The organism is Kurthia sp. ISK08 (assembly GCF_046159805.1).
GTDB lineage: Bacteria > Bacillota > Bacilli > Bacillales_A > Planococcaceae > Kurthia > Kurthia gibsonii.
The window spans coordinates 127,005-147,067 of the sequence record NZ_JBJXHL010000001.1; the positions used below are offsets into that span (position 1 = coordinate 127,005).

Annotated in this window: 21 protein-coding genes; 1 reads left to right on the forward strand and 20 read right to left on the reverse strand. The window is 35.8% G+C overall.

The genetic code is table 11. The features are described 5' to 3' along the window. The 16 genes from aroC to prsW all read right to left on the reverse strand — a co-directional run bounded on the left by aroC (window position 1) and on the right by prsW (window position 14,457). Window positions 1–1,182, reverse strand: a complete 1,182-nt coding sequence (gene aroC, locus ACKVQX_RS00580) for a chorismate synthase (protein ID WP_409135924.1) — start codon at window positions 1,180–1,182, stop codon at window positions 1–3. Window positions 1,183–1,361: 179 nt separating this feature from the next. Beyond that, window positions 1,362–2,135 carry a protein-glutamate O-methyltransferase CheR gene (locus ACKVQX_RS00585; RefSeq protein ID WP_068454413.1) on the reverse strand — a complete coding sequence of 258 codons (774 nt, stop codon included), beginning with the start codon at window positions 2,133–2,135 and terminating at the stop codon, window positions 1,362–1,364. A gap of 248 nt (window positions 2,136–2,383) precedes the next feature. Further along, window positions 2,384–2,806, reverse strand: a complete 423-nt coding sequence (gene ndk, locus ACKVQX_RS00590; protein ID WP_068454418.1) for a nucleoside-diphosphate kinase — start codon at window positions 2,804–2,806, stop codon at window positions 2,384–2,386. 100 nt (window positions 2,807–2,906) lie between these two features. Then, entirely contained in the window at window positions 2,907–3,881 is a 975-nt protein-coding gene (gene hepT / locus ACKVQX_RS00595; protein WP_068454422.1) for a heptaprenyl diphosphate synthase component II, read from the reverse strand. Between the two features lie 20 nt (window positions 3,882–3,901). Next, on the reverse strand, window positions 3,902–4,606 hold the full coding sequence (locus tag ACKVQX_RS00600; RefSeq protein ID WP_068454425.1) for a demethylmenaquinone methyltransferase: 705 nt from the start codon (window positions 4,604–4,606) through the stop codon (window positions 3,902–3,904). Window positions 4,607–4,626: 20 nt separating this feature from the next. Continuing rightward, window positions 4,627–5,391 (reverse strand): heptaprenyl diphosphate synthase component 1, encoded by a 765-nt coding sequence (locus tag ACKVQX_RS00605; RefSeq protein WP_068454428.1) that lies wholly within the window; start codon window positions 5,389–5,391, stop codon window positions 4,627–4,629. 61 nt (window positions 5,392–5,452) lie between these two features. Further along, window positions 5,453–5,674 (reverse strand): trp RNA-binding attenuation protein MtrB, encoded by a 222-nt coding sequence (gene mtrB, locus ACKVQX_RS00610; RefSeq protein WP_068454431.1) that lies wholly within the window; start codon window positions 5,672–5,674, stop codon window positions 5,453–5,455. 61 nt (window positions 5,675–5,735) lie between these two features. Next, window positions 5,736–6,320 carry a GTP cyclohydrolase I FolE gene (gene folE / locus ACKVQX_RS00615; RefSeq protein WP_276309714.1) on the reverse strand — a complete coding sequence of 195 codons (585 nt, stop codon included), beginning with the start codon at window positions 6,318–6,320 and terminating at the stop codon, window positions 5,736–5,738. Window positions 6,321–6,520: 200 nt separating this feature from the next. After that, window positions 6,521–6,793: an HU family DNA-binding protein gene (locus ACKVQX_RS00620; protein ID WP_068454434.1), complete on the reverse strand. Its 273-nt coding sequence runs from the start codon at window positions 6,791–6,793 to the stop codon at window positions 6,521–6,523. Between the two features lie 996 nt (window positions 6,794–7,789). Then, window positions 7,790–8,803, reverse strand: a complete 1,014-nt coding sequence (locus ACKVQX_RS00625) for an NAD(P)H-dependent glycerol-3-phosphate dehydrogenase (protein WP_068454437.1) — start codon at window positions 8,801–8,803, stop codon at window positions 7,790–7,792. Window positions 8,804–8,819: 16 nt separating this feature from the next. Then, the gene (gene der / locus ACKVQX_RS00630) at window positions 8,820–10,130 is read right to left on the reverse strand and encodes a ribosome biogenesis GTPase Der (protein ID WP_068454440.1); all 1,311 of its coding nucleotides are present in this window, start codon (window positions 10,128–10,130) and stop codon (window positions 8,820–8,822) included. Between the two features lie 229 nt (window positions 10,131–10,359). After that, window positions 10,360–11,538: a 30S ribosomal protein S1 gene (gene rpsA / locus ACKVQX_RS00635; protein ID WP_121176166.1), complete on the reverse strand. Its 1,179-nt coding sequence runs from the start codon at window positions 11,536–11,538 to the stop codon at window positions 10,360–10,362. 69 nt (window positions 11,539–11,607) lie between these two features. Continuing rightward, entirely contained in the window at window positions 11,608–12,207 is a 600-nt protein-coding gene (locus ACKVQX_RS00640; RefSeq protein ID WP_068454446.1) for a 1-acyl-sn-glycerol-3-phosphate acyltransferase, read from the reverse strand. A 1-nt stretch (window position 12,208) separates the two neighbouring features. After that, entirely contained in the window at window positions 12,209–12,883 is a 675-nt protein-coding gene (gene cmk, locus ACKVQX_RS00645; protein WP_197409919.1) for a (d)CMP kinase, read from the reverse strand. Window positions 12,884–13,004: 121 nt separating this feature from the next. Further along, window positions 13,005–13,661: a flagellar brake protein gene (locus ACKVQX_RS00650; RefSeq protein ID WP_068454450.1), complete on the reverse strand. Its 657-nt coding sequence runs from the start codon at window positions 13,659–13,661 to the stop codon at window positions 13,005–13,007. A gap of 124 nt (window positions 13,662–13,785) precedes the next feature. After that, window positions 13,786–14,457, reverse strand: coding sequence for a glutamic-type intramembrane protease PrsW (gene prsW / locus ACKVQX_RS00655; protein WP_068454452.1), 672 nt, complete (start codon window positions 14,455–14,457; stop codon window positions 13,786–13,788). Window positions 14,458–14,531: 74 nt separating this feature from the next. Between prsW and ACKVQX_RS00660 the strand changes: the two genes are divergently transcribed. Next, window positions 14,532–15,506 (forward strand): asparaginase, encoded by a 975-nt coding sequence (locus tag ACKVQX_RS00660; protein WP_068454455.1) that lies wholly within the window; start codon window positions 14,532–14,534, stop codon window positions 15,504–15,506. A 53-nt stretch (window positions 15,507–15,559) separates the two neighbouring features. Here the strand turns inward: ACKVQX_RS00660 and ACKVQX_RS00665 are convergent, their stop codons facing one another. From ACKVQX_RS00665 to ACKVQX_RS00680, 4 genes are all read right to left on the reverse strand, one after another. Beyond that, complete coding sequence (locus ACKVQX_RS00665; RefSeq protein WP_285216049.1) at window positions 15,560–16,522, reverse strand: YpdA family putative bacillithiol disulfide reductase; 963 nt, start codon at window positions 16,520–16,522, stop codon at window positions 15,560–15,562. Window positions 16,523–16,711: 189 nt separating this feature from the next. Next, window positions 16,712–17,461 (reverse strand): LysM peptidoglycan-binding domain-containing protein, encoded by a 750-nt coding sequence (locus ACKVQX_RS00670; RefSeq protein ID WP_285216048.1) that lies wholly within the window; start codon window positions 17,459–17,461, stop codon window positions 16,712–16,714. A gap of 74 nt (window positions 17,462–17,535) precedes the next feature. Next, window positions 17,536–18,972: a RecQ family ATP-dependent DNA helicase gene (locus ACKVQX_RS00675; RefSeq protein WP_409135925.1), complete on the reverse strand. Its 1,437-nt coding sequence runs from the start codon at window positions 18,970–18,972 to the stop codon at window positions 17,536–17,538. After that, window positions 18,973–19,989 carry a helix-turn-helix domain-containing protein gene (locus tag ACKVQX_RS00680; RefSeq protein WP_325921796.1) on the reverse strand — a complete coding sequence of 339 codons (1,017 nt, stop codon included), beginning with the start codon at window positions 19,987–19,989 and terminating at the stop codon, window positions 18,973–18,975. Window positions 19,990–20,063: the final 74 nt, after the last annotated feature.

The following is a 20,063-nucleotide window of genomic DNA, read 5'->3' on the forward strand; positions in this document are numbered from 1 at the left end:
TTAAAACTCCTTCGCTTGTTGTTTCATTTGCTCGATTTGTTGTTGCAGTTGTGGTAACTGGTCTGCATGGAATTGGTCTAAAATTGCATTCGCAATTTCAAAGGCAATCGCATGTTCTGCTACGACTGATGCAGCTGGTACTGCACATGCGTCTGAACGTTCTACAGAAGCCTTAAATGCCTCTTTTGTTTCGATATCCACACTTTGTAATGGCTTATAAAGTGTTGGAATCGGCTTCATAACGCCACGTACAACAATTGGCATACCTGTAGACATACCGCCTTCTAAACCGCCTAGGCGATTTGTGCGGCGTGTATAACCTTGCTCCTCATCCCAAATGATTTCATCATGTACTTGTGAGCCAGGTACATGTGCTGCATCAAAGCCAATACCAAATTCAACCCCCTTAAAAGCATTGATACTAAGCATCGCTTGTGCCAGTTTACCATCTAACTTGCGGTCGTAATGTACATATGAACCGACACCTGCTGGCATACCTTCTACGATGACTTCAACAACGCCACCAATTGTATCGCCTGCTTTTTTCGTTTCATCGATTAGTGCGACCATTTTTGCTGAAGCTTCTGGGTCCACGCAGTAACATGAATCTTCTTCTACGATTGCACGGATTTCTTCTACTGATTTTCCTTCAACTGCTTGTCGGTCGATTGTAATACCACCGATTTCTACAACATGCGCTACGATACGAATACCTAATTGTTCTAAAAGAATTTTAGCTACTGCACCAACAGCTACACGTACAGTTGTTTCACGTGCTGATGAGCGTTCTAAGACGTTTCGTAAGTCGCGGTGACCATATTTCATACCGCCTACTAAATCGGCATGTCCTGGACGTGGACGCGAGATTTGACGTTTGATCTCATTCGGGTCAACATCTTCTGGAAGTGGCTCTGCACCCATAATTTTTGTCCAGTGTTTCCAGTCATCATTCGTTACCACAAGCGCAACAGGAGAACCGAGCGTTTTACCATGACGAATACCTGATGTAATTTCTACCGTATCGGTTTCGATTTGCATACGTCGACCTCGACCATGTCCTCCTTGGCGTCTTTTCAGTTCATGATTAATCTGTTCTGCTGTAATTGGTAGTAATGAAGGAAGTCCTTCAATAATTGTTGTTAATTGTGGGCCATGTGATTCACCCGCTGTTAAGTATCTCATTTACGCTTTCCCCCTTCACATCGCTAAAGTATATGTTTTTCACTATAACATATATTTTTATAAATTTCAGTTGATTTTATAATAAAAATAAATTAACTGAAATTTTGATGTTTTTTGAATTTATTTTTATTTATAAAAAACCGCTTTTCACATATGCGAAAAGCGCATTCCTCTTATAGTTAACCTTTTTTACGATAGAAAAATGTATCTTCTACTTCAAAATCATATTGTGCTGGATTAAAAATTTGTTCAGTGCTTCCAACAAATAGTACACCGCCTGGTTTCAAAGCTTTACTGAAGTTATGATAAATTTGATCTTTCGCTTCTTCTGTAAAATAAATCATGACATTACGACAAACGATTAAATCATGATTTTGTTCATATCGATCATTTAATAAGTTATGTTTTTTAAATGTAACCGTTCTTTTAATATCAGGCGTTACTTTATAAAAAGAACCTTCTTGCTCAAAATATTTTTGTTTCATTTGTGCTGGAACTTCGGCAAGGGAGCGCTCCGGATAGATGGCTGCTTTTGCTTTAGCAATTGCATTCTCATCTAAATCTGTAGCTGAAATAGATACTTGAGATAATGGCTGATGATTTGATAGTACCATCGCAAGTGAATACGGTTCTTCACCTGTTGAACAAGCTGCACTCCATACTTTTAAGCGTGGGCTTGCTTTCAAGAGACGTGGTAAAATCTTTTTCTCCAAAACTTCCCATCGTTTACCATTACGATAAAATTCAGATACATTAATCGTCATACGATCTAAAAATTCGTCCATAAGTTCACGATTAACATCCATCTCTTTGAAAAAGTCTACAAAATTACTAAAACCTTTTTTCTCATATAAAGACGTTAAGCGTCGTTTCATTTGTGCCTCTTTGTAAAGAGCTAAATCAATGCCGGTTTTCGTCTTTACACGTTCAACGAACATTTCATAATCTGTCATACCTTTTCCTCCCTCTATTCATACTTACCATTATAAAACATTTTTTCATATTCTGAAATAGTGTAACGTGAAAAGATGTTTATCAGAGCGCTTTCATTCATTTATTTTTAAAAAACGGACATAATCTGAAGCACAATAAAAAAAGAGCCACACAGATGTGCAACTCTTTCATTCAAAGTATCAAATCATTTTTACGGTTAGTAAAGATGTTTTTACTTTACTTATAATTTTCATCTACGAAATGAAAATTATTTTACTAAACCTTCTTCACCGAAGAATAGACCGATTTCGCGTTCAGCAGATGCTAAAGAATCAGAACCGTGAATGATGTTTTCAGCTACAGTTGTAGCGTAGTCACCACGGATTGTTCCTGGAGCAGATTCAGCTGGGTTTGTAGCACCCATCATAAGACGAGCTAAAGCGATTACGTTCTCGCCTTCCCATACCATTGCGAATACAGGACCAGAAGTGATGAATTCTACTAATTCACCGAAGAATGGACGTTCCGCATGCTCTGCATAGTGTTTTTCTGCTAATTCTTTTGTGATGTTCATTAGTTTAGCGCCTTTTAGTTCGAAGCCACGACGTTCGAAGCGGTCTACGATATCACCTACTACTTGACGTTTTACGCCGTCAGGTTTAACCATTAAAAATGTTTGTTGGATAGCCATGTTTAAATTACACTCCTTAATAATATCTACAGGTATTTTACCTACCGTAAAATTCTATCATTGAATGCCATAATGTTCAACAAATACTATGACAATTTGGTTAAAATTTACGTTTCCCCATGAAATTTGCAATATCTACAAGTGATTTATTCACTGGATGATTCGGTAACTTGTCTACTTCTTTTAACGCCTTCTGTAAATATAAATCACTTATATGATTTGCTTTTTGAATTGCGTCAGATTTTCGAATCGCCTTCAATAGTTGTTGACGTTCGCCTTCAGTAATCGGCCCTTCAATCACTTTTTCAATCATTGGACGAATTTGGTCATCTTCTAAAGCATATAACGCTGGTAATGTAACGTTCCCTTGCATTAAATCGCTTCCTGCTGGTTTACCTAGCTGCTTATCCGTTGCCGTAAAATCTAAAATATCATCAATAATTTGGAATGACATCCCTACATAATATCCAAAACGGCGCATATGACGTACAACTTCTGGCGATGCGCCTGAAGCGATTGCTCCTAGCTCACAACTTGAAGAAATTAAAACAGCTGTTTTACGCTTAATCCGACGGAAGTAATCACGTAAGTTTTGCTTGAGTACCTGTTTATCTTCAATTTGAATAATTTCTCCCACACAAATCTCAACCATTGTATTTGATAATACTTGATGCGCTTGTTGTTTTTTTATTTGCGTCATATATTCTAATGCTTTTGCAAAAATAAAATCGCCTGCATACATTGCTACTCGATTATTATACTGTGCTTTTACTGTTTCGCGACCTCTACGTAATTCCGCATTATCAATTACATCATCATGAACAAGTGATGCCATATGAATTAATTCGAGTGGCACAGCAACATTTTTGATTTGTTGAATATCATATTGTCCAAATTTTGCAGCGAGCAAAACAAAAACTGGGCGAATGCGTTTTCCCCCAGCTTTTAAAAGATGCAAAGAAGCTTCATTCAAAAAGTGTGAAGAGGAATTCAGCGCCGTTTCTAATTCTTTTTCGATGATGTCAATCTCTGATTTCATACCAGAGTAGAGCATCTTTAGCTTCATCTTTTCCACGTGAATAAACCTTCTCCCGCCTATTTTTCTTTTTTATAGCCAATATGTGTTGCAGCTGCCCCACCGCTATAAGAGGTATAAGATACATTCACCATACCTGCTTGTTCAAACATTTTTTTCAACTCTTTACGTCCTGGGAACGTATCTGCCGACTCTTGTAACCAAGAATACTCTTTGTAACTTTTAGCTAATAATTTACCAAAGATCGGCATAATATATTTAAAGTAAAATTTAAATAGCTGTTTGTAGACAGGGATCTCTGATTGTGACGTTTCAAGACAAACGATTTTTGCGCCTGGTTTTGCAACACGATTCATTTCACGTAATACTTGCATATAATCCGGTACATTACGTAAACCAAATCCAATTGTTACATAGTCAAACGAATTATCTTCAAAAGGTAGTTCCATTGCGTTCCCTTGAATTAAATTCACATTGTCCATATCTTTTGTTTTATCGATGCCGACATTCAGCATATTTTGACTAAAGTCTAAACCAATAACATCGCCATCTTTACCAACTGCCTCACCAAGCGCAATTGTCCAATCTGCTGTACCGCAGCAAACATCTAATGCTTTAGTTCCTGGTTGGATGTTCATTTGCTGCATCGTATCTTTACGCCAGCTTTTGTGCATCTGGAAACTAATCACCGAGTTCATTTTGTCATAGTCACCTGAAATATTCTCAAAGACTTCATGTACGCGTTCTGATTTTGATTGTGCCAATTTTTCAACCTTCCCTCTTCCTACGTTGCACTGTGATTAAGCGCCTCAATTCGACTTAAAATGGCAGTTTTTGCAACATTCGTTAAAAATCCCATAGTATGAATTTCTTCTGTTAGCTTTGTAGCTCGTGTGGTAATTTCTTGTTGGATTGCTTGGATGGCTTCATCCTTTGAAGAAAATCTTTCTGAAATCACACGAAAAAGACGTATTGTACTTGTATCATTTATTACTTTTTTGAGTTCTGCTGATAAACGACTGAGTAACATGCCCTTTTTCATCAATTCAATATATACTGTAAAGCCAAAATGCCCCATAAATTGTTCTACTGCTCTACTAACGATGGTTTCATAGCGAAGGAGCAACTCTTCTAGTGTACACTCTTTCGGTTCATAGAATGCGGTTTTTTGCTCACTGATTTCTGCTACGGCATTTGATAATTTTTGTACAAACTGAATATCTGGTAGTTTTGCTAAGGTGTCATAGTACATGCCACTATAGTAATCTCCAGCTAATACCATCAATTGTTGTGCTTTTGACGTCGCTTGTTGTTCTTTTACCAAATCATGCGTTGTTAAAGCCGTCTGAATCATGGCAACACTTTGAGCAGCTACTTGATGTTGTTTCGTCCACTGTTCACCGTTTACTCTTGGTAGCAATAAATAAAACAATTGATCATCCCAAATTGGTGGCTGACCTGTATATGCTAGGAGGGTTCTATGATGCAATTTATTGTAAATTTCATCTTTTAATTCTGTTACAAGTTGCTCCATGTTAGCTGCATTCATAAAAAAAATCTCCATTCAATTCATTTCCTGATGTTTCAATCAACACGATGTTTAATACTTGTTACTTCTTTGCGTCACTTTCAATTGTACCATTTGCAGATTGAATAATCGCTTTACCACGAATTTTCATCGCAGATGTATGTTCGGTAAATTGCGCAATCATAACTTCGCCTTGATCTAATTTTTCAGAATGATGGAATTTTGTGTCATCGCCTCGTGTAAGGCCTATTACGTGTACACCATCTTCTTCTGCTTTAATTACAATAAAATCATTTTGAGACATAAGACAGCTCTCCTATCATTCGAATTTTCTCATTCTATCATACCACAAAAGCCTATTAAAATTAAGGCATTTGAATGAACGAGAGAATTTCATTTCTTTTTACAGAATCTTCCTCAAATACACCTTTAGCAACGGATGTAATCGTTTTAGCACCCGGCTTTTTAATGCCACGCATCGTCATACACATATGCTCTGCTTCTACGACTACATATACACCTTGTGGAGATAGCATATCCATCAGTGTTTGTGCAACTGTATCTGTAATACGTTCTTGTAGTTGTGGGCGACGTGCGACTGTTTCAACGGTACGCGCTAATTTACTCAATCCAGCTACAACACCGTCTTTTGGTATGTATGCTACATGTGCTTTACCATAGAACGGTACAAGATGATGTTCGCACATTGAAAAGAATGGAATATCTTTTACAAGAACGACTTCATCATGTCCTTCATGAAATACCGTTTCAAAATACTCTTTTGGATCTTTATGTAAACCTTCAAACATTTCTGCATACATTTTAGCTACACGTTTTGGTGTATCAAGTAATCCTTCGCGTGACGGATCTTCTCCTACAGCTTCTAAAATCATTTTTACAGCTGTTTGAATTTTATTTATGTCAACTTGTGAACTGATTTCCTTTGTCAAAATTACTCCCCCATTATCACTTAATCAATCTGCCTGTTAAATTCTCTTTTTGATGTTAGCATATACGACCATGCAAGGCAAAGGGCTAAGACTTATTATTTCTGTGAAAATATGCAATTTTTTCGATTTGTATAAAAGTGCATACAAAAAGAGCAGCTAATCAAAAGATTAACTACTCTTATGTACCGCATTCGATTCGATTATTTAATCGCGTCTTTAAGTGCTTTACCTGGTTTGAAAGCAGGTACTTTACTTGCATCGATTTGGATTTCTTCACCTGTTTGAGGGTTACGTCCTTTACGAGCAGCACGTTCACGAACTTCGAAGTTACCGAAACCGATTAACTGTACTTTATCACCTTTAGCTAGAGCCTCTTGGATTGTTTCAAATACAGATTCAACTGCTTTCGCAGCATCCTTCTTAGAAAGTTCTGCAGCTTCTGCTACTGAGTTTACTAATTCTGTTTTGTTCACACCATTCACCTCCTCTCAAAGACTTTTGTTTTAAATCATGTAAAAGAGTATCATAAACACGATTTACTTCGCAATAATATTTATACTTCTTTTACCAACTTTTATCAACTGTAAACTATTTAGTTACTTCATGCCAGTTCAAAGTAAATATAGATTTCAAATAAGCATAAAATAACTTCTCATAACATTCATTGAAACAAAAATAACTTTATTTTACAAACCACATCATTTTTCAGAAAAAAATTAAAGTTTCAATAAATCGGTTTTTTATTCAAATATATGAATAAAAATAATTTTATTTTTTTCTAAAACATTGCTACACCAACATTTACCACATATTACCGTTCCACACCTTATAAATTACCGTTCTTTAGAACTTTTAAACACATTTACTTTATTTTTTTATTTCTATTTGAAAACATTGATTTTGCAAGGGTTTAAAGCGCAAAAAATACCTTTTCATACCATTTTAACTTGTATATTTTTATTTCTTTTATAGAAATGTATATATATTAGAAAAGATTATTTTTTCTTAAATACAACAAAGTGAATTTCTCAAAAAAATTATTCTTTCTCTTAATCACTTTCATACACTCGAATATGCGTTTTAAATACATATATTTCTTTTTATTTTTTGTAAGTAAATAGACTTTTTATCTCAAAAAAAGAGTTATCTTTTAAAGCTTTTTCCACTTCTTTTTATTTTCTAAGTATATATTTTCTCTTGAGATAACTATAAAAAAATACCCCTTTTTTTAAAATTATATATTTTCTACAGCTTATTTTCTTTGTAATATTGCTATTTTTTTCGTTAAAATTTTTTTCTGAAATGATAAGTTTTTATATCATTTGCACAAAAGTACCTAAGATATTTGAATACAAATATCTTAGGTACTTTTTAAAAAGGAATTTAAAATCTAAAAAACACATAACATTACATATAACTTGTAACATTATGTGTTAATTTGTAAATTACTATATAATAGTAGAAATTTTTTAGTATTGTCCGTCCATTTCTGACTTTTTCATACGCAACATAAGTTTCTCAACCATCTCTTTTGCAGATTGATCTTCAAATAATACTGCGTATAAGGCTTGAACAATCGGCATTGAAACTTCGTATTTATCAGCAAGTTGGTGTGCTGCTTTTGTTGTACGAACGCCTTCTACAACCATACCCATTTGCTCTAATACTTCTTCTAGTTTCAAACCTTTACCTAATAAATTACCTGCTCGCCAGTTACGAGAATGAACAGAAGTACACGTTACAATTAAGTCACCCATACCAGCTAAGCCCATGAATGTCATTGGATTTGCACCCATTTTAATACCTAAACGTGAAATTTCAGCTAAACCACGTGTAATGAGTGCAGCTTTTGCATTGTCACCAAAGCCAATACCATCTGAAACACCTGCCGCAAGAGCAATAACATTCTTTAATGCACCACCTAGTTCTACACCAACAACATCTTCATTCGTGTAAACACGGAAATAATGATTCATAAATAAATCTTGTACAACGACAGCTGATTCCAAGTTTTCACAAGAAGATGCAACTGTTGTTGGATGTTTTTTAACAACTTCTTCCGCATGACTTGGTCCAGATAAGACCACAATATCTTTTACAACTTCTTCTGCTAATTCTTCTTTCATAATTTCAGAAATACGAATTAATGAATCTGGTTCAATTCCTTTTGAAACATGTACAAAAATAATTTGACGGTTTAACGTCTTCATAATTTTTTGGCACGTTTCACGAATTCCCTTAGTAGGCACAGCCATCACAATAACTTCAGCATGCTCCACTGCAGATGCTACATCTGAAGTTGCACAAAGATTTTGCGGTAATACTGTTCCCGGCAAATACTTTTCATTTGTATGTTGCTGTTGAATTTCTTGTGCTTGGTCCTCTCGATGAGACCATAATAATGTATCATGTCCATTTTCGGCAAGAACAGTCGCTAATGCTGTTCCCCATGAGCCAGCTCCAAATACTGTAACTTTACTCATCTGTCCATTTCCTCCTCTAATCGCGCGCTCTAGTAATAATTCGAATTGGCGTACCTTCAAATTCAAACGTATCACGAATACGATTCTCTAAGAAACGTTCGTATGTGAAGTGCATTAATTCTGGATCATTTACGAACACAACGAATGTCGGTGGCTTGATTGCCACTTGTGTTGCATAGTAAATGCGTAGACGACGCCCTTTATCCGTTGGAGCAGGGTTACGTGCAACTGCATCTGAAATAACTTCATTTAGAATACTTGATTGAATACGCATTGCATGATTTTCACTTACACGATTAATTACAGGTAGTAAATTGTGTACGCGTTTACCTGTTTTAGCAGATGTGAAAACAATCGGTGCATAATCCAAGAATTGGAATTGCTCACGAATTTCTTTTGTTTTTTCGTTCATTGTCTTTTCGTCTTTATCAACAGCATCCCATTTATTCATAACAATGATGACTGCTTTACCTGCTTGATGCGCGTAACCAGCAATCTTTTTATCTTGTTCTTGAATACCTTCTTCACCGTTTAAAACGACTAAAACAACGTCGGAACGTTCGATTGCACGTAATGCACGTAATACACTATACTTTTCTGTGCTCTCGTACACTTTACCTTTCTTACGCATACCTGCAGTATCAATGATGACATACTCTTGACCGTCGTATTCATATTCTGAGTCAATTGCGTCACGTGTTGTGCCTGCAACGTCACTTACGATAACACGATCATCACCTAAGAATGCATTCACTAAAGATGATTTCCCTACATTTGGACGACCGATTAAAGAGAATTTAATGACATTTTCGTCATACTCTACTTCATCTTGTTCTGGGAAATGTTTTGCTGCTTCATCTAATAAATCACCCAGTCCTAAACCGTGTGAACCAGAGATTGGGAATGGATCGCCAAACCCTAATGAATAGAAATCATAAATCATATCTCTCATATCAGGGTTATCAATTTTGTTAACCGCTAAGACAACTGGTTTTTTTGTTTTATATAAAATTTTCGCTACTTGCTCATCTGCTAATGTTACACCTTCACGACCATTTGTCATAAAGATAATCACGTCTGCTTCATCCATGGCAATTTCAGCTTGTTCACGGATTTGATCTAAGAATGGTTCATCACCAATATCAATACCGCCTGTGTCAATAATATTAAATTCATGTGTTAACCAATCCGCTGAACTATAGATACGGTCACGTGTTACGCCCGCAACATCCTCAACGATTGATATACGCTCGCCTACAATTCGGTTAAAGATTGTCGATTTTCCGACATTAGGACGGCCGACGATTGCTATAACTGGTTTCGTCATTTTGTTTCATCCTTCCACTTTCAAAATTACTTATTATACAATAAAAAAGATGATGGGGGTTCCATCACCTAACCACTCATTGTTTACAGTGCTTCTATTTTATCAAAAATAAAGCACTATGAAAAGGAAAACCGTATATAAAGGAACTTTCTGCTTTTTCATATCTCATTACATGATAAAAAGAAGCGTGCATAACATCTCTTTATAGGATGTTATACACGCTCTATTATTAGTCTTTTTTATTGAAGTCTTTTAATTTGTCACCTAGTAAATCCCCGAATGAGAAGCCAGTTTCTTGTTCAGGTAGTTCATACTCAACTACTTCTTCAACTACTGTATCATCTTCAAGTAACGCTTTAATGCTCAATGCAATACGTTTTTCATTCTCATTCACTTCAAGTACCTTCACTTGTACATCTTGACCTTCTTTTAAAGCCTCATGCGGTGTGTTGATATGCTTATGAGAAATTTGTGAGATATGCACAAGCCCTTCAATACCAGGTAAAATTTCAACAAATGCACCAAATGTTACAAGGCGACGTACAACACCGTCAAGAATGGCATCTTTCTGTACTTTTTCTTGAATATTTTCCCATGGTCCTGGTAGTGTATCTTTAATTGATAATGAGATGCGTCCTTCGTCTGGGTCAACAGCTAAGATTTTCACTTTTACTTTTTGACCTTCTTCTAGTACATCTTCCACATTTTCGATATGTTCATGTGATAGTTGTGAGATGTGGACAAGACCATCTACGCCACCTAAATCAACAAACGCACCAAATGTTGCAAGACGTTGTACGACACCATCTACGACGTCGCCAGCTTGTAAGTTTTGAATAATTTCGCCTTTTTGTTCTTCTTTTTGTTCTTGAACAACTGCGCGATGTGATAAGATTAAACGATTTTTTTCTCGGTCCATTTCAACAATCTTAAATGAAATCATTTTTCCTTTGTAGTCTTCAAATGATTCAACAAAGTGATCTTCTACTAAAGAAGCCGGTACAAAACCGCGAACGCCTAAATCAACAACTAGGCCACCTTTAACAACATCTTTTACTTCTGCTTCAAGAATTTCTCCCGCTTCAAATTGCTTTTCAAGTTTTTCCCACGCATGTTCTGCGTCTACTTTTCTTTTTGATAAAACATAGTTACCTGTTTTTTCATCTGCATCTGTCGCTGGGTCTTCCACTTTTGTAACTACAGCTTCAAATTCATCACCTACTGATACAGCGTCTGATGCCTTTTCCACATGTAAACTGGATAACTCGCTAATAGGGATAATACCATCGTACTTTGCATTTGGAATCGAAACAATGACACGATTATCTTCAACCGTTTCAACTTTTACCTTTACAACCGTACCTTCTTGAATTTCTGGTAATTCATTCACATTCATCTCTTCAGACATATGTAATCCTCCTTCGCCTCAGTTACCTTTATTTTAGTAGATTTCTAACAGAAAGACAAAAATTACCCTTTATTTTTTATTATCTGGGTGATATTCATCTAACAATTTTTGAATACTCGCCATAATTACTTCAGTTACTTCCTCAGGTTTTGCCTTATTTTCACGATAAGGTGTCATATCGATTGGTTGACCATAAACTACCGTTACTTTACGGAACATCTTATAAGGTCCAATAACTGCACATGGCATGACGACCGCATCACCACCACGTAGTGCAAAAAAGCCTGCACCTGAGAAACCTTTTCCTAATTGTCCTGTGCGGTTTCGCGTTCCTTCTGGGAATAAACCGACAACTTGCCCCTCTTTTAATAAAGAGATTGCTGTTCGTAATGCTTGACGGTCACTTAAACCACGTTTTACAGGGAAAGCGTGTACCTTTGGTAATATACCCTTAAGGATTGGTAGTTTAAACAATTCTTCTTTCGCCATAAAATTAACTGGTCGAGGAGCTGTTACACCAACAACTGGTGGGTCTAATTCGTCAATGTGATTTGAACAAAGTAGGACACCACCCTCTTTAGGGAAATTTTCTTGTCCGATAATTTGAATACGGTAGAGTGGTTTTAATGCTGCATAAACAACTGATCGTGCAAAATGGTAAAAGTCCATCTTATGCCATCCTTTCACTCGCTAATTTTAAAATTGCGTTTGCCGCTTCATCAATTGATAATTCTGTCGTATCTAAATAAATAGCATCTTCTGCTTGTACAAGCGGAGAAGCTTCTCGTTCACTATCCATCTTGTCACGAAGTGCGATTTCTTCTTTTAACGCTTCAAATGACGAGTCAATACCACGTTGTTTATTATCTTCATAACGTCGACGCGCACGTTCTTCTACTGTTGCAGACATGAATACTTTTAACTCTGCATTCGGTAATACAGCTGTTCCAATATCACGACCGTCCATAATGACGCCGCCTTTTTCAGCCATCTCATATTGACGTTCAACCATAATTTCACGCATTGTGCCATGAGCTGCAACAGTTGAAACTTGACTTGTTACTTCATTTGAGCGAATTTCACTTGATACGTTTTGCCCATCTAAAAATACAAGTTGGCCATTTGGAGACGGTTGTAGTTCGATTACTGTTTGTTTTAGTAATGTTGTTACTGCTTCTTCACTTGATAAATCAATTTGATGTTGTAATGCTTTATATGTTAAAGCACGATACATCGCACCTGTATCAATATACGTATAACCTAATTTTTCAGCCGCAATTTTTGCGATTGTACTTTTACCAGCTCCAGCTGGTCCATCGATTGCAATTTGAATTTTCTTTGTCACTTTGTTCAACCCTTTCTTTCGTAACATTGTACCATAAAAAATGCGTAACTGTACCACTTGAGAACATGAAAAAATGACATTTCAACACGACGAATTTGTCCATGAAATGTCATTTTTAAAATTAAATTTTTGTTTCTTTTTTTCGAATTAACAACTGACGTTCAAAACAAAAACGTAAGATATGCTGCTTGTCAATTTCGTCTGTATTCATAAATTTAAGCGGTACAATAATAACACCTTCTTGATCAATGACACGAATTACTTCAGCTGAAGTCTGTACGTATTTTACACCTTCTTCTCGGTTTTCAAAGGGAAGTGCAATCGTAAGCTCAACTTGTTCTAATGGCTTAAATTGATCTGCTTGTGAAGCAATAATCGCTAATCCACCTGCACTAATATCTTCTGATACATATTGACTATAATGTTCATTACGATAGATTGCAACATCAACTGGTGTCTCGACGCGTACATATTCTCGCCTTTGTACTTTTTCAAATTCTTCATCTGATGGAAGAGCAAGCTTTAATGTTGGAATATTTCCCTTTTCGCGTCCCATAATTGTTGTTTTAAAACTGAACCCAATCTTCGCTTCATCAATATAAGATGCACGAAAACGAGTTCCTTCCATTAAAAAAGCTGTACGATGTGTCAGTGTGCTAACAGGATAATCGATAAATAAGATATCTCCTTGTTGATCAACTACTTTACATTTAAACTTTTCATCTGTTTCTTCATCATAAGGCGCTAACAGTAAGTTTGTACCTAATTTAATCTCCATACTTTTCACCCATATCTGTTTAATTATATGTATATTATGGCATTATAACACAACTTTTTCCACAATTCTTTCAAAAAAACATTTCAATTTACACATATCATAATACAGATACACAACCTTTGAACTAATTCGCTTTTTGAATCAATAATTGAACCAGCGCTTTATGTGCTTGCTTTACTTTTCGTAAACTAAACCACCATAAAAACAGCATAAATGGAACCATATAGTATACCCAGTGATTTTGAGAAATGAAAATCGCATTGTATAAAATATGTAAGGTCATCGGGGCAAATAAGGCAAGTGCCCTGTATCGTAAACTCGCTTGAGAAGACTGGAATTTTGCTTTACCGAGATAATAACCCATCACAACCCCAAATAGAGCATGACTTGAAACAGGTAAAATTGCGCGTAAAAACGCTGTGTCCATGCCATAAGACATTAAATAAATCACATTTTCAACCGTTGCAAAACCTAAAGATACAGCTGCCCCGTACAATACGCCATCATAGGGGTCGTCAAATTCAACATGATGATAAATAACTAAAATCAGAAAAATCCACTTAAAAAATTCTTCAATAACGCCTGTAAAAAAGACATCTTGCACAATTATATGTTGAAAGACTTGTTCTTCTTTAAATACATACTGTAAAAACATGATTGGAAATGTTAAAATTGCGCCATAGATAAATGACTGTAGCAATGTTTTTCTAGGTTCTGTTGCCATTTGATTGCGTAAATAAAAAAAACTAAACAAAGCAAGTCCTGGTGCAATCGCAACAGATAATAAGATGAACATAATTAAGCTCCTCTCACCTTTATTACTGCTTATTATAGCATTAGCGAACGCGATATTAATAGGAGGTATTCATATTGAAAAAACAAATTTTATTAATTCATACAGGTGGTACAATTTCAATGCATGTTGAAGAAAATGGTGCAGTTGTCCCTGATGAAGTCAATCCCTTAACAAAAGAGCGTGAAAAATTAGAACAGTTTGCACATATTACAGAGATTGATGCCTTCAATCTTCCTTCTCCACATATGACACCTGAGCACATGTTGACACTACGTAAAATAATTGAAGAACAACTAAAAAAAGCAGCTTATGATGGTATTGTCATTACACATGGTACTGATACATTAGAAGAAACAGCTTATTTCTTAGATTTAACTATTCATACGGACATCCCCATTATTTTAACAGGTGCAATGCGTTCATCTAATGAAATTGGTTCAGATGGTATTTATAATTTAGTAGCTGCTATTCGTGTTGCTAGTGAAGAAAAAGCACATGGATTAGGTGTTTTAGTTGTCATGAATGATGAAATTCATGCTGCAGCAAATGTTACAAAAACATCGACAAGTAATGTTGCTACTTTCCAATCACCTCAATATGGCCCAATCGGTCTGATTACAAACAAAAATATTCATTTTCATCATTCACCTGTTCTTCGCGAATTTGCAGAAGTGCATGATTTTAAAAAACGTGTTGCATTACTCAAAACATATGCAGGAATGGAAGCAGATATCGTTGAAGCCATTCGATTAGCTAAATACGACGGCTTAGTTATCGAAGGTTTTGGGCAAGGAAATGTTCCACCTTCGATTGTACCCAGTATTCAAAAACTATTAGATGACGGTATTCCTGTTGTCATTGTGTCACGTTGCTTTAATGGGATTGCTCAAGGTGTTTATGGTTATGTAGGCGGTGGGAAGATGCTTGAGGATTTAGGCGCTATCTATACAAATGGGATTAACGGGCAAAAAGCGCGTTTAAAATTATTGGTCGCATTAAATGAACAAAACCCTAAAATCTCAATTGCTGAGTTTTTCTATCGAAACTAATAAAATATGAAAAGAGGGAACAGCCAGTTAAGCGTTCCCTCTTTTTTAAGATTTTACTTTTTTTGTTCAATACATTTGGCAATCTGCTCTCCATGGAATCGTCCATTTTCAATAAAGATTTCATTCGCGTTATTTCCAGCAGCAATAACACCTGCAATGAAAAGTCCCGGTACATTCGTTTCCATCGTTTCAGCATCAAAAACAGGTCGTCCTGTCGCTACATCTTGTTCAACACCCATCTCTTTAATAAAACGATGGTCCGGATGATATCCAGTCATAGCGAAAACAAAATCATTTTCAATTGTTTTTTCTACACCTTCTTCAACAAGAACGACTTCATGCGAACGAATTTCTGTTACAACTGTATTAAAATGCATGATAATTTCACCTGTACGTACGAGTGCATCAAAGTCAGGTAACACCCACGGTTTAATACTTGGCGAATAAACACTGCCACGATAAGCAACTGTTACACGTGCACCTGCTTTATGAAGTGCAAGCGCTGCATCAATCGCAGAGTTTTTACCGCCAATAATTAATACATCTGTATCAAAATAGGGATGCCCTTCTTTAAAGTAATGCATCACTTTCGGTAATTCTTCACCAGGGATATTCATATAGTTTGGATGGTCGTAGTACCCTGTCGCGATGACTACATATGGTGTACGGTACACTTCTTTTGATGTCTCGACAACAAACTCCTCACCGTCTTTTTCTACATGACGTACTTCTTCAAAGCGATGAATATCTAAATTTTTCATTTTAACCACTTCACGATAGTAGACAAGCGCTTCATTTCTTTTAGGTTTTTGTGCTTCTACGATAAAAGGAACGTCGCCAATGGCTAATTTTTCACTTGAACTAAAAAATGTTTGGTGGGTGGGATAATTATAAATTGAATTCACAATATTCCCCTTTTCAATTACAATCGGCTTCAAACCAATGTTTTGCAAAGCAATTGCTGCTGATAATCCACAAGGACCTCCTCCAACAATAATAGCTTCTTCTCGACGCATATCTGTCACTCCTTTTATTTCTAAAAAACTCTTCTATCATATTATACGCTTCTCTTTTTTAAAAAACAGTATTTGAATTATGTGTACTCTTCCCTTTTCCACCAAAATAAAAGAGGAATCATTTTACAAAACGATTCCTCTCCATATTATGTGATACCTATGACTTTTGAAATATAAGAACGATTATTTTTATTGTGTTTTAATTAAAGCTACTTTTGTCCCTGCTGGTACGCGATCCGCCGTAATTCCATTTAGTTGTTTAATTTGATTCACATATGCTTCACTACCATAGTATTTAATTGAAATACTTTGAATCGTGTCGCCTTCTACAGCATTGTGTAAATATCCGCCTTGAATTGCTGCTGTATAAGCTGAAGAAGGTTTTACAGTTTCAACTGGTTGTTTCTTTTCCTCTTCTTCTTTTTTCTTCTCAGCAGCTCGTTTTTCTTGCTCTACTTTTTCTTGCTCAGCCTTTTGTTTCGCTTCTTTTTCTTTTGCTGCCTTTTCCTCTGCTAGCTTTTGTTGTTCTTTTTCTTTTGCTGCTTGCTTTTCTTCTTTTGTTACATCATCAGCTTTAGCTGTTGAATCTTTTGTTTGTGTTTCTTTTTTCTGTGTTTCTTTTGTGTCTTTTTCGTCATTTTGATTTGTTTCAATCTCTACATGTTCAGTGCCTGCTGCTTTCGGAGCTTCTTTAGTAGGTGTATCCGATTTAATAACGAATGTATAAATTAAAATAGCGGCTGGAATCATAACAAAGACAACTGCTAACACTGTCAAAAGAGAATTATTCTTATTTTTTTTCGGCGGTTTCCCACCACCCTTTGCTTCTCTTTGCTGCTTACGTGACATGCGTGTAGGCTTCTCACTTGTCCCATTACCTTCTACTTGGATGGATTGGCGATGCGCCTCTACGCGCTCTTTATAATCATTTTGAGACATGTGTATCCCCCTTTTTCTATATAATCATAATACTATTATGACTAAAATTTTAATAAAAGTAAATGAATCTCAATTTAATTTGGAAATATTTGTTTAAAACGTTCTTGCCATGAAAAAAGTTGAGCTGATGCTTCTTTTATTAATCGCTTCTTCGGTATTACGTCTTCTGGTAGACCACATACGGAACAACATAACACAGGCTTCGTTAGGAGTTCCTGTTCAAAATATCGGCTAATTTCTTCTCTTATACAGTCTTTCCCTGTTAAAATTTGTTGCAATTGGTCGACTTCTTTCACTTTTTCAAATTTCATTCGATTTATTTGTTCTATTACCTCTATTTTTGGTAATTTATGCATCCAATAATGTAAAATACGATAACTTGTTTCAGTGATTCTACTTTCTTCTACCATAATAAAAGGATTAACGCCTTGATTCGCTAACCGCTCATATTCATCAATATGAAATTCTTGAGGGTAATCCATTACACTCACTGATTTTGTAATACGATCATCTTCTTCTGTAAATAATAATGTTGCAAAAGACTGTTCACCATCTCGTCCAGCTCTACCTACTTCTTGTAAATAATTCCCCATCGAACTTGGTAGATGGTCATGAATAATTTGACGAATATTTTCTTTATGAACACCCATACCAAAAGCATTCGTCGCAACAATCCAATCAAGCTCACCTGCAATAAATTGATGTTGTATCAATTGCCGTTCATCTTGTTGTATCCCTGCATGATAGGCTGCTACACGCACGCCAGATTCACGTAAAGCTTCTGCATATTCTTCTGTTTTCTTACGTGATTGTGTATAAATAATGCCAGGTGAAGTCGTATGTTGTACATGCGCAACTAACCAACCTATTTTCTCATAATGTTTTTGAATAGGTACTACTTGGTAGCAAATATTCGGGCGATCCACAGCTGAAATCCATTCATAAGGATTTTCCATATGTAAATATTTTCGAATATCTTCTTTCACACGATTCGTTGCAGTAGCTGTTAATGCTAAAACTGGTACACGTGAAAATGTACGAATAGTATCACCAATATTTAAATATTCTGGTCGAAAATCAAACCCCCACTGAGAAATACAGTGTGCTTCGTCTACTGCAATTAATGCAATATGAACACGCGAAAGAGCTCGCTTAAAACTTTTTTGTCCTAACATTTCAGGCGATACAAAAATATAGCGATACGCTTGTAAATTCGCTAACACACGTTCACGTTGTTCGCCTTGTAAAAATGAATTGATGGCAACTACGCGTTTTTCACCAAACCGCTTCATCTGCTCTACTTGATCTTGCATGAGTGATAGTAATGGCGAAACGATGACTACCGCTCCATTTAAAAGATAACCACTCAATTGATAACATAGTGATTTTCCACTCCCTGTTGGAAGAAGTGCAATCACATCCTTTTCTTGTAAAACAGCTTCAATCACTTCTCTTTGACCTGGACGAAATGTATCGTAATGAAAGTATTTTTTTAATGCTTCTTCTAACATTTAAACACCCCCTGCCCATGCTAAAACTAAGCGAATTTGAAAATAACTCGCTTCTGGTATCTTTTCTTTGATTGGTCTAAGTTTTTTACTCCCTACTTCAGATACAACTGCTTCAATTGCTAAACGTATCTCATTTGGTACGAATTGCTCAATCGGAAAAGTTTGCACATTCATTGCAATTTCTGCAATATGGTCTTCAATTGTACTCATCTTCAAACGTCTAATCTGTGCAATTTGTTCCATGTTCATTCCCTGCATCAATAAATTAGCTGTTTGTTGTGTAGAAGCTGTTAACACTGTTTGTACACGCACTTGATATAAAAGTGGTTCAAACAAAGCGATAACATGTTCTTCAATAAAACGAATCATATGATGGAGTGTATGTACATATTGTAATTGTAAATCAAGTTCCGAACTATTCGTTTGTTCTTTTAATTGTTGCCATGTCCAACCAATTTGTTGAAACCCGCTCAAGCGATACATGAAGATATTTTTTTCTTGTTCAGTCACAGGAAGTTCTTCTAGCAATTGATGGAAAGCTTCAATAAAAGCATGTTGTTGCTTTTCTTCTTGATAATGTAGCCACGTCAAATACTGACGAACAAACTGTTGCACACGTTCATCTCGTACAATCGGTAAAAAGCGCGACTCTTGCATACGTAGATTAGAAATCGTTTGCACAACTAATTGGAATCGGTCAAAAAAAACATGTTCACCACCGCGTAAATGCCAACCATCTAAACCATCAAATGTGAGGTGAGGTGCAACTAGAACGTGTACATGTTCATCTTCTGAAATCGTAATTTTATTTTTTTGTTCTAGATGTTGAATTTGTGTATAAAATTTCTCTTTTGTTAAACGAGGGAATAAATTAAAGTATGGCTGTAATTGAAATAACCCTACATCTTGAATAGTTTGACCTGACTTTTTCCCTTTTAATAAATGATATGCAGAAAACACTGTTCGTTGTCCATCATACTTTTGAAGTATATGTAATAATAATTGTTCAAAAAACAAGCCAAATTCCTCCTCGTTTCGTTGATTATGGTTGAAATGAAATGCAAAGCACTTTAGAATAAGAATGAAGCTAT

Excerpts from the sequence above, each read along its gene's own strand:
- aroC (WP_409135924.1), bottom strand. The coding sequence starts at position 1,182 with ATGAGATACTTAACAGCGGGTGAATCACATGGCCCACAATTAACAACA.
- ACKVQX_RS00585 (WP_068454413.1), bottom strand. The coding sequence starts at position 2,135 with ATGACAGATTATGAAATGTTCGTTGAACGTGTAAAGACGAAAACCGGC.
- ndk (WP_068454418.1), bottom strand. The coding sequence starts at position 2,806 with ATGGCTATCCAACAAACATTTTTAATGGTTAAACCTGACGGCGTAAAA.
- ACKVQX_RS00605 (WP_068454428.1), bottom strand. The coding sequence starts at position 5,391 with ATGAATGCAGCTAACATGGAGCAACTTGTAACAGAATTAAAAGATGAA.
- mtrB (WP_068454431.1), bottom strand. The coding sequence starts at position 5,674 with ATGTCTCAAAATGATTTTATTGTAATTAAAGCAGAAGAAGATGGTGTA.
- ACKVQX_RS00625 (WP_068454437.1), bottom strand. The coding sequence starts at position 8,803 with ATGAGTAAAGTTACAGTATTTGGAGCTGGCTCATGGGGAACAGCATTA.
- der (WP_068454440.1), bottom strand. The coding sequence starts at position 10,130 with ATGACGAAACCAGTTATAGCAATCGTCGGCCGTCCTAATGTCGGAAAA.
- rpsA (WP_121176166.1), bottom strand. The coding sequence starts at position 11,538 with ATGTCTGAAGAGATGAATGTGAATGAATTACCAGAAATTCAAGAAGGT.
- ACKVQX_RS00640 (WP_068454446.1), bottom strand. The coding sequence starts at position 12,207 with ATGGACTTTTACCATTTTGCACGATCAGTTGTTTATGCAGCATTAAAA.
- ACKVQX_RS00650 (WP_068454450.1), bottom strand. The coding sequence starts at position 13,661 with ATGGAGATTAAATTAGGTACAAACTTACTGTTAGCGCCTTATGATGAA.
- prsW (WP_068454452.1), bottom strand. The coding sequence starts at position 14,457 with ATGTTCATCTTATTATCTGTTGCGATTGCACCAGGACTTGCTTTGTTT.
- ACKVQX_RS00665 (WP_285216049.1), bottom strand. The coding sequence starts at position 16,522 with ATGCGTCGAGAAGAAGCTATTATTGTTGGAGGAGGTCCTTGTGGATTA.
- ACKVQX_RS00670 (WP_285216048.1), bottom strand. The coding sequence starts at position 17,461 with ATGTCTCAAAATGATTATAAAGAGCGCGTAGAGGCGCATCGCCAATCC.
- ACKVQX_RS00675 (WP_409135925.1), bottom strand. The coding sequence starts at position 18,972 with ATGTTAGAAGAAGCATTAAAAAAATACTTTCATTACGATACATTTCGT.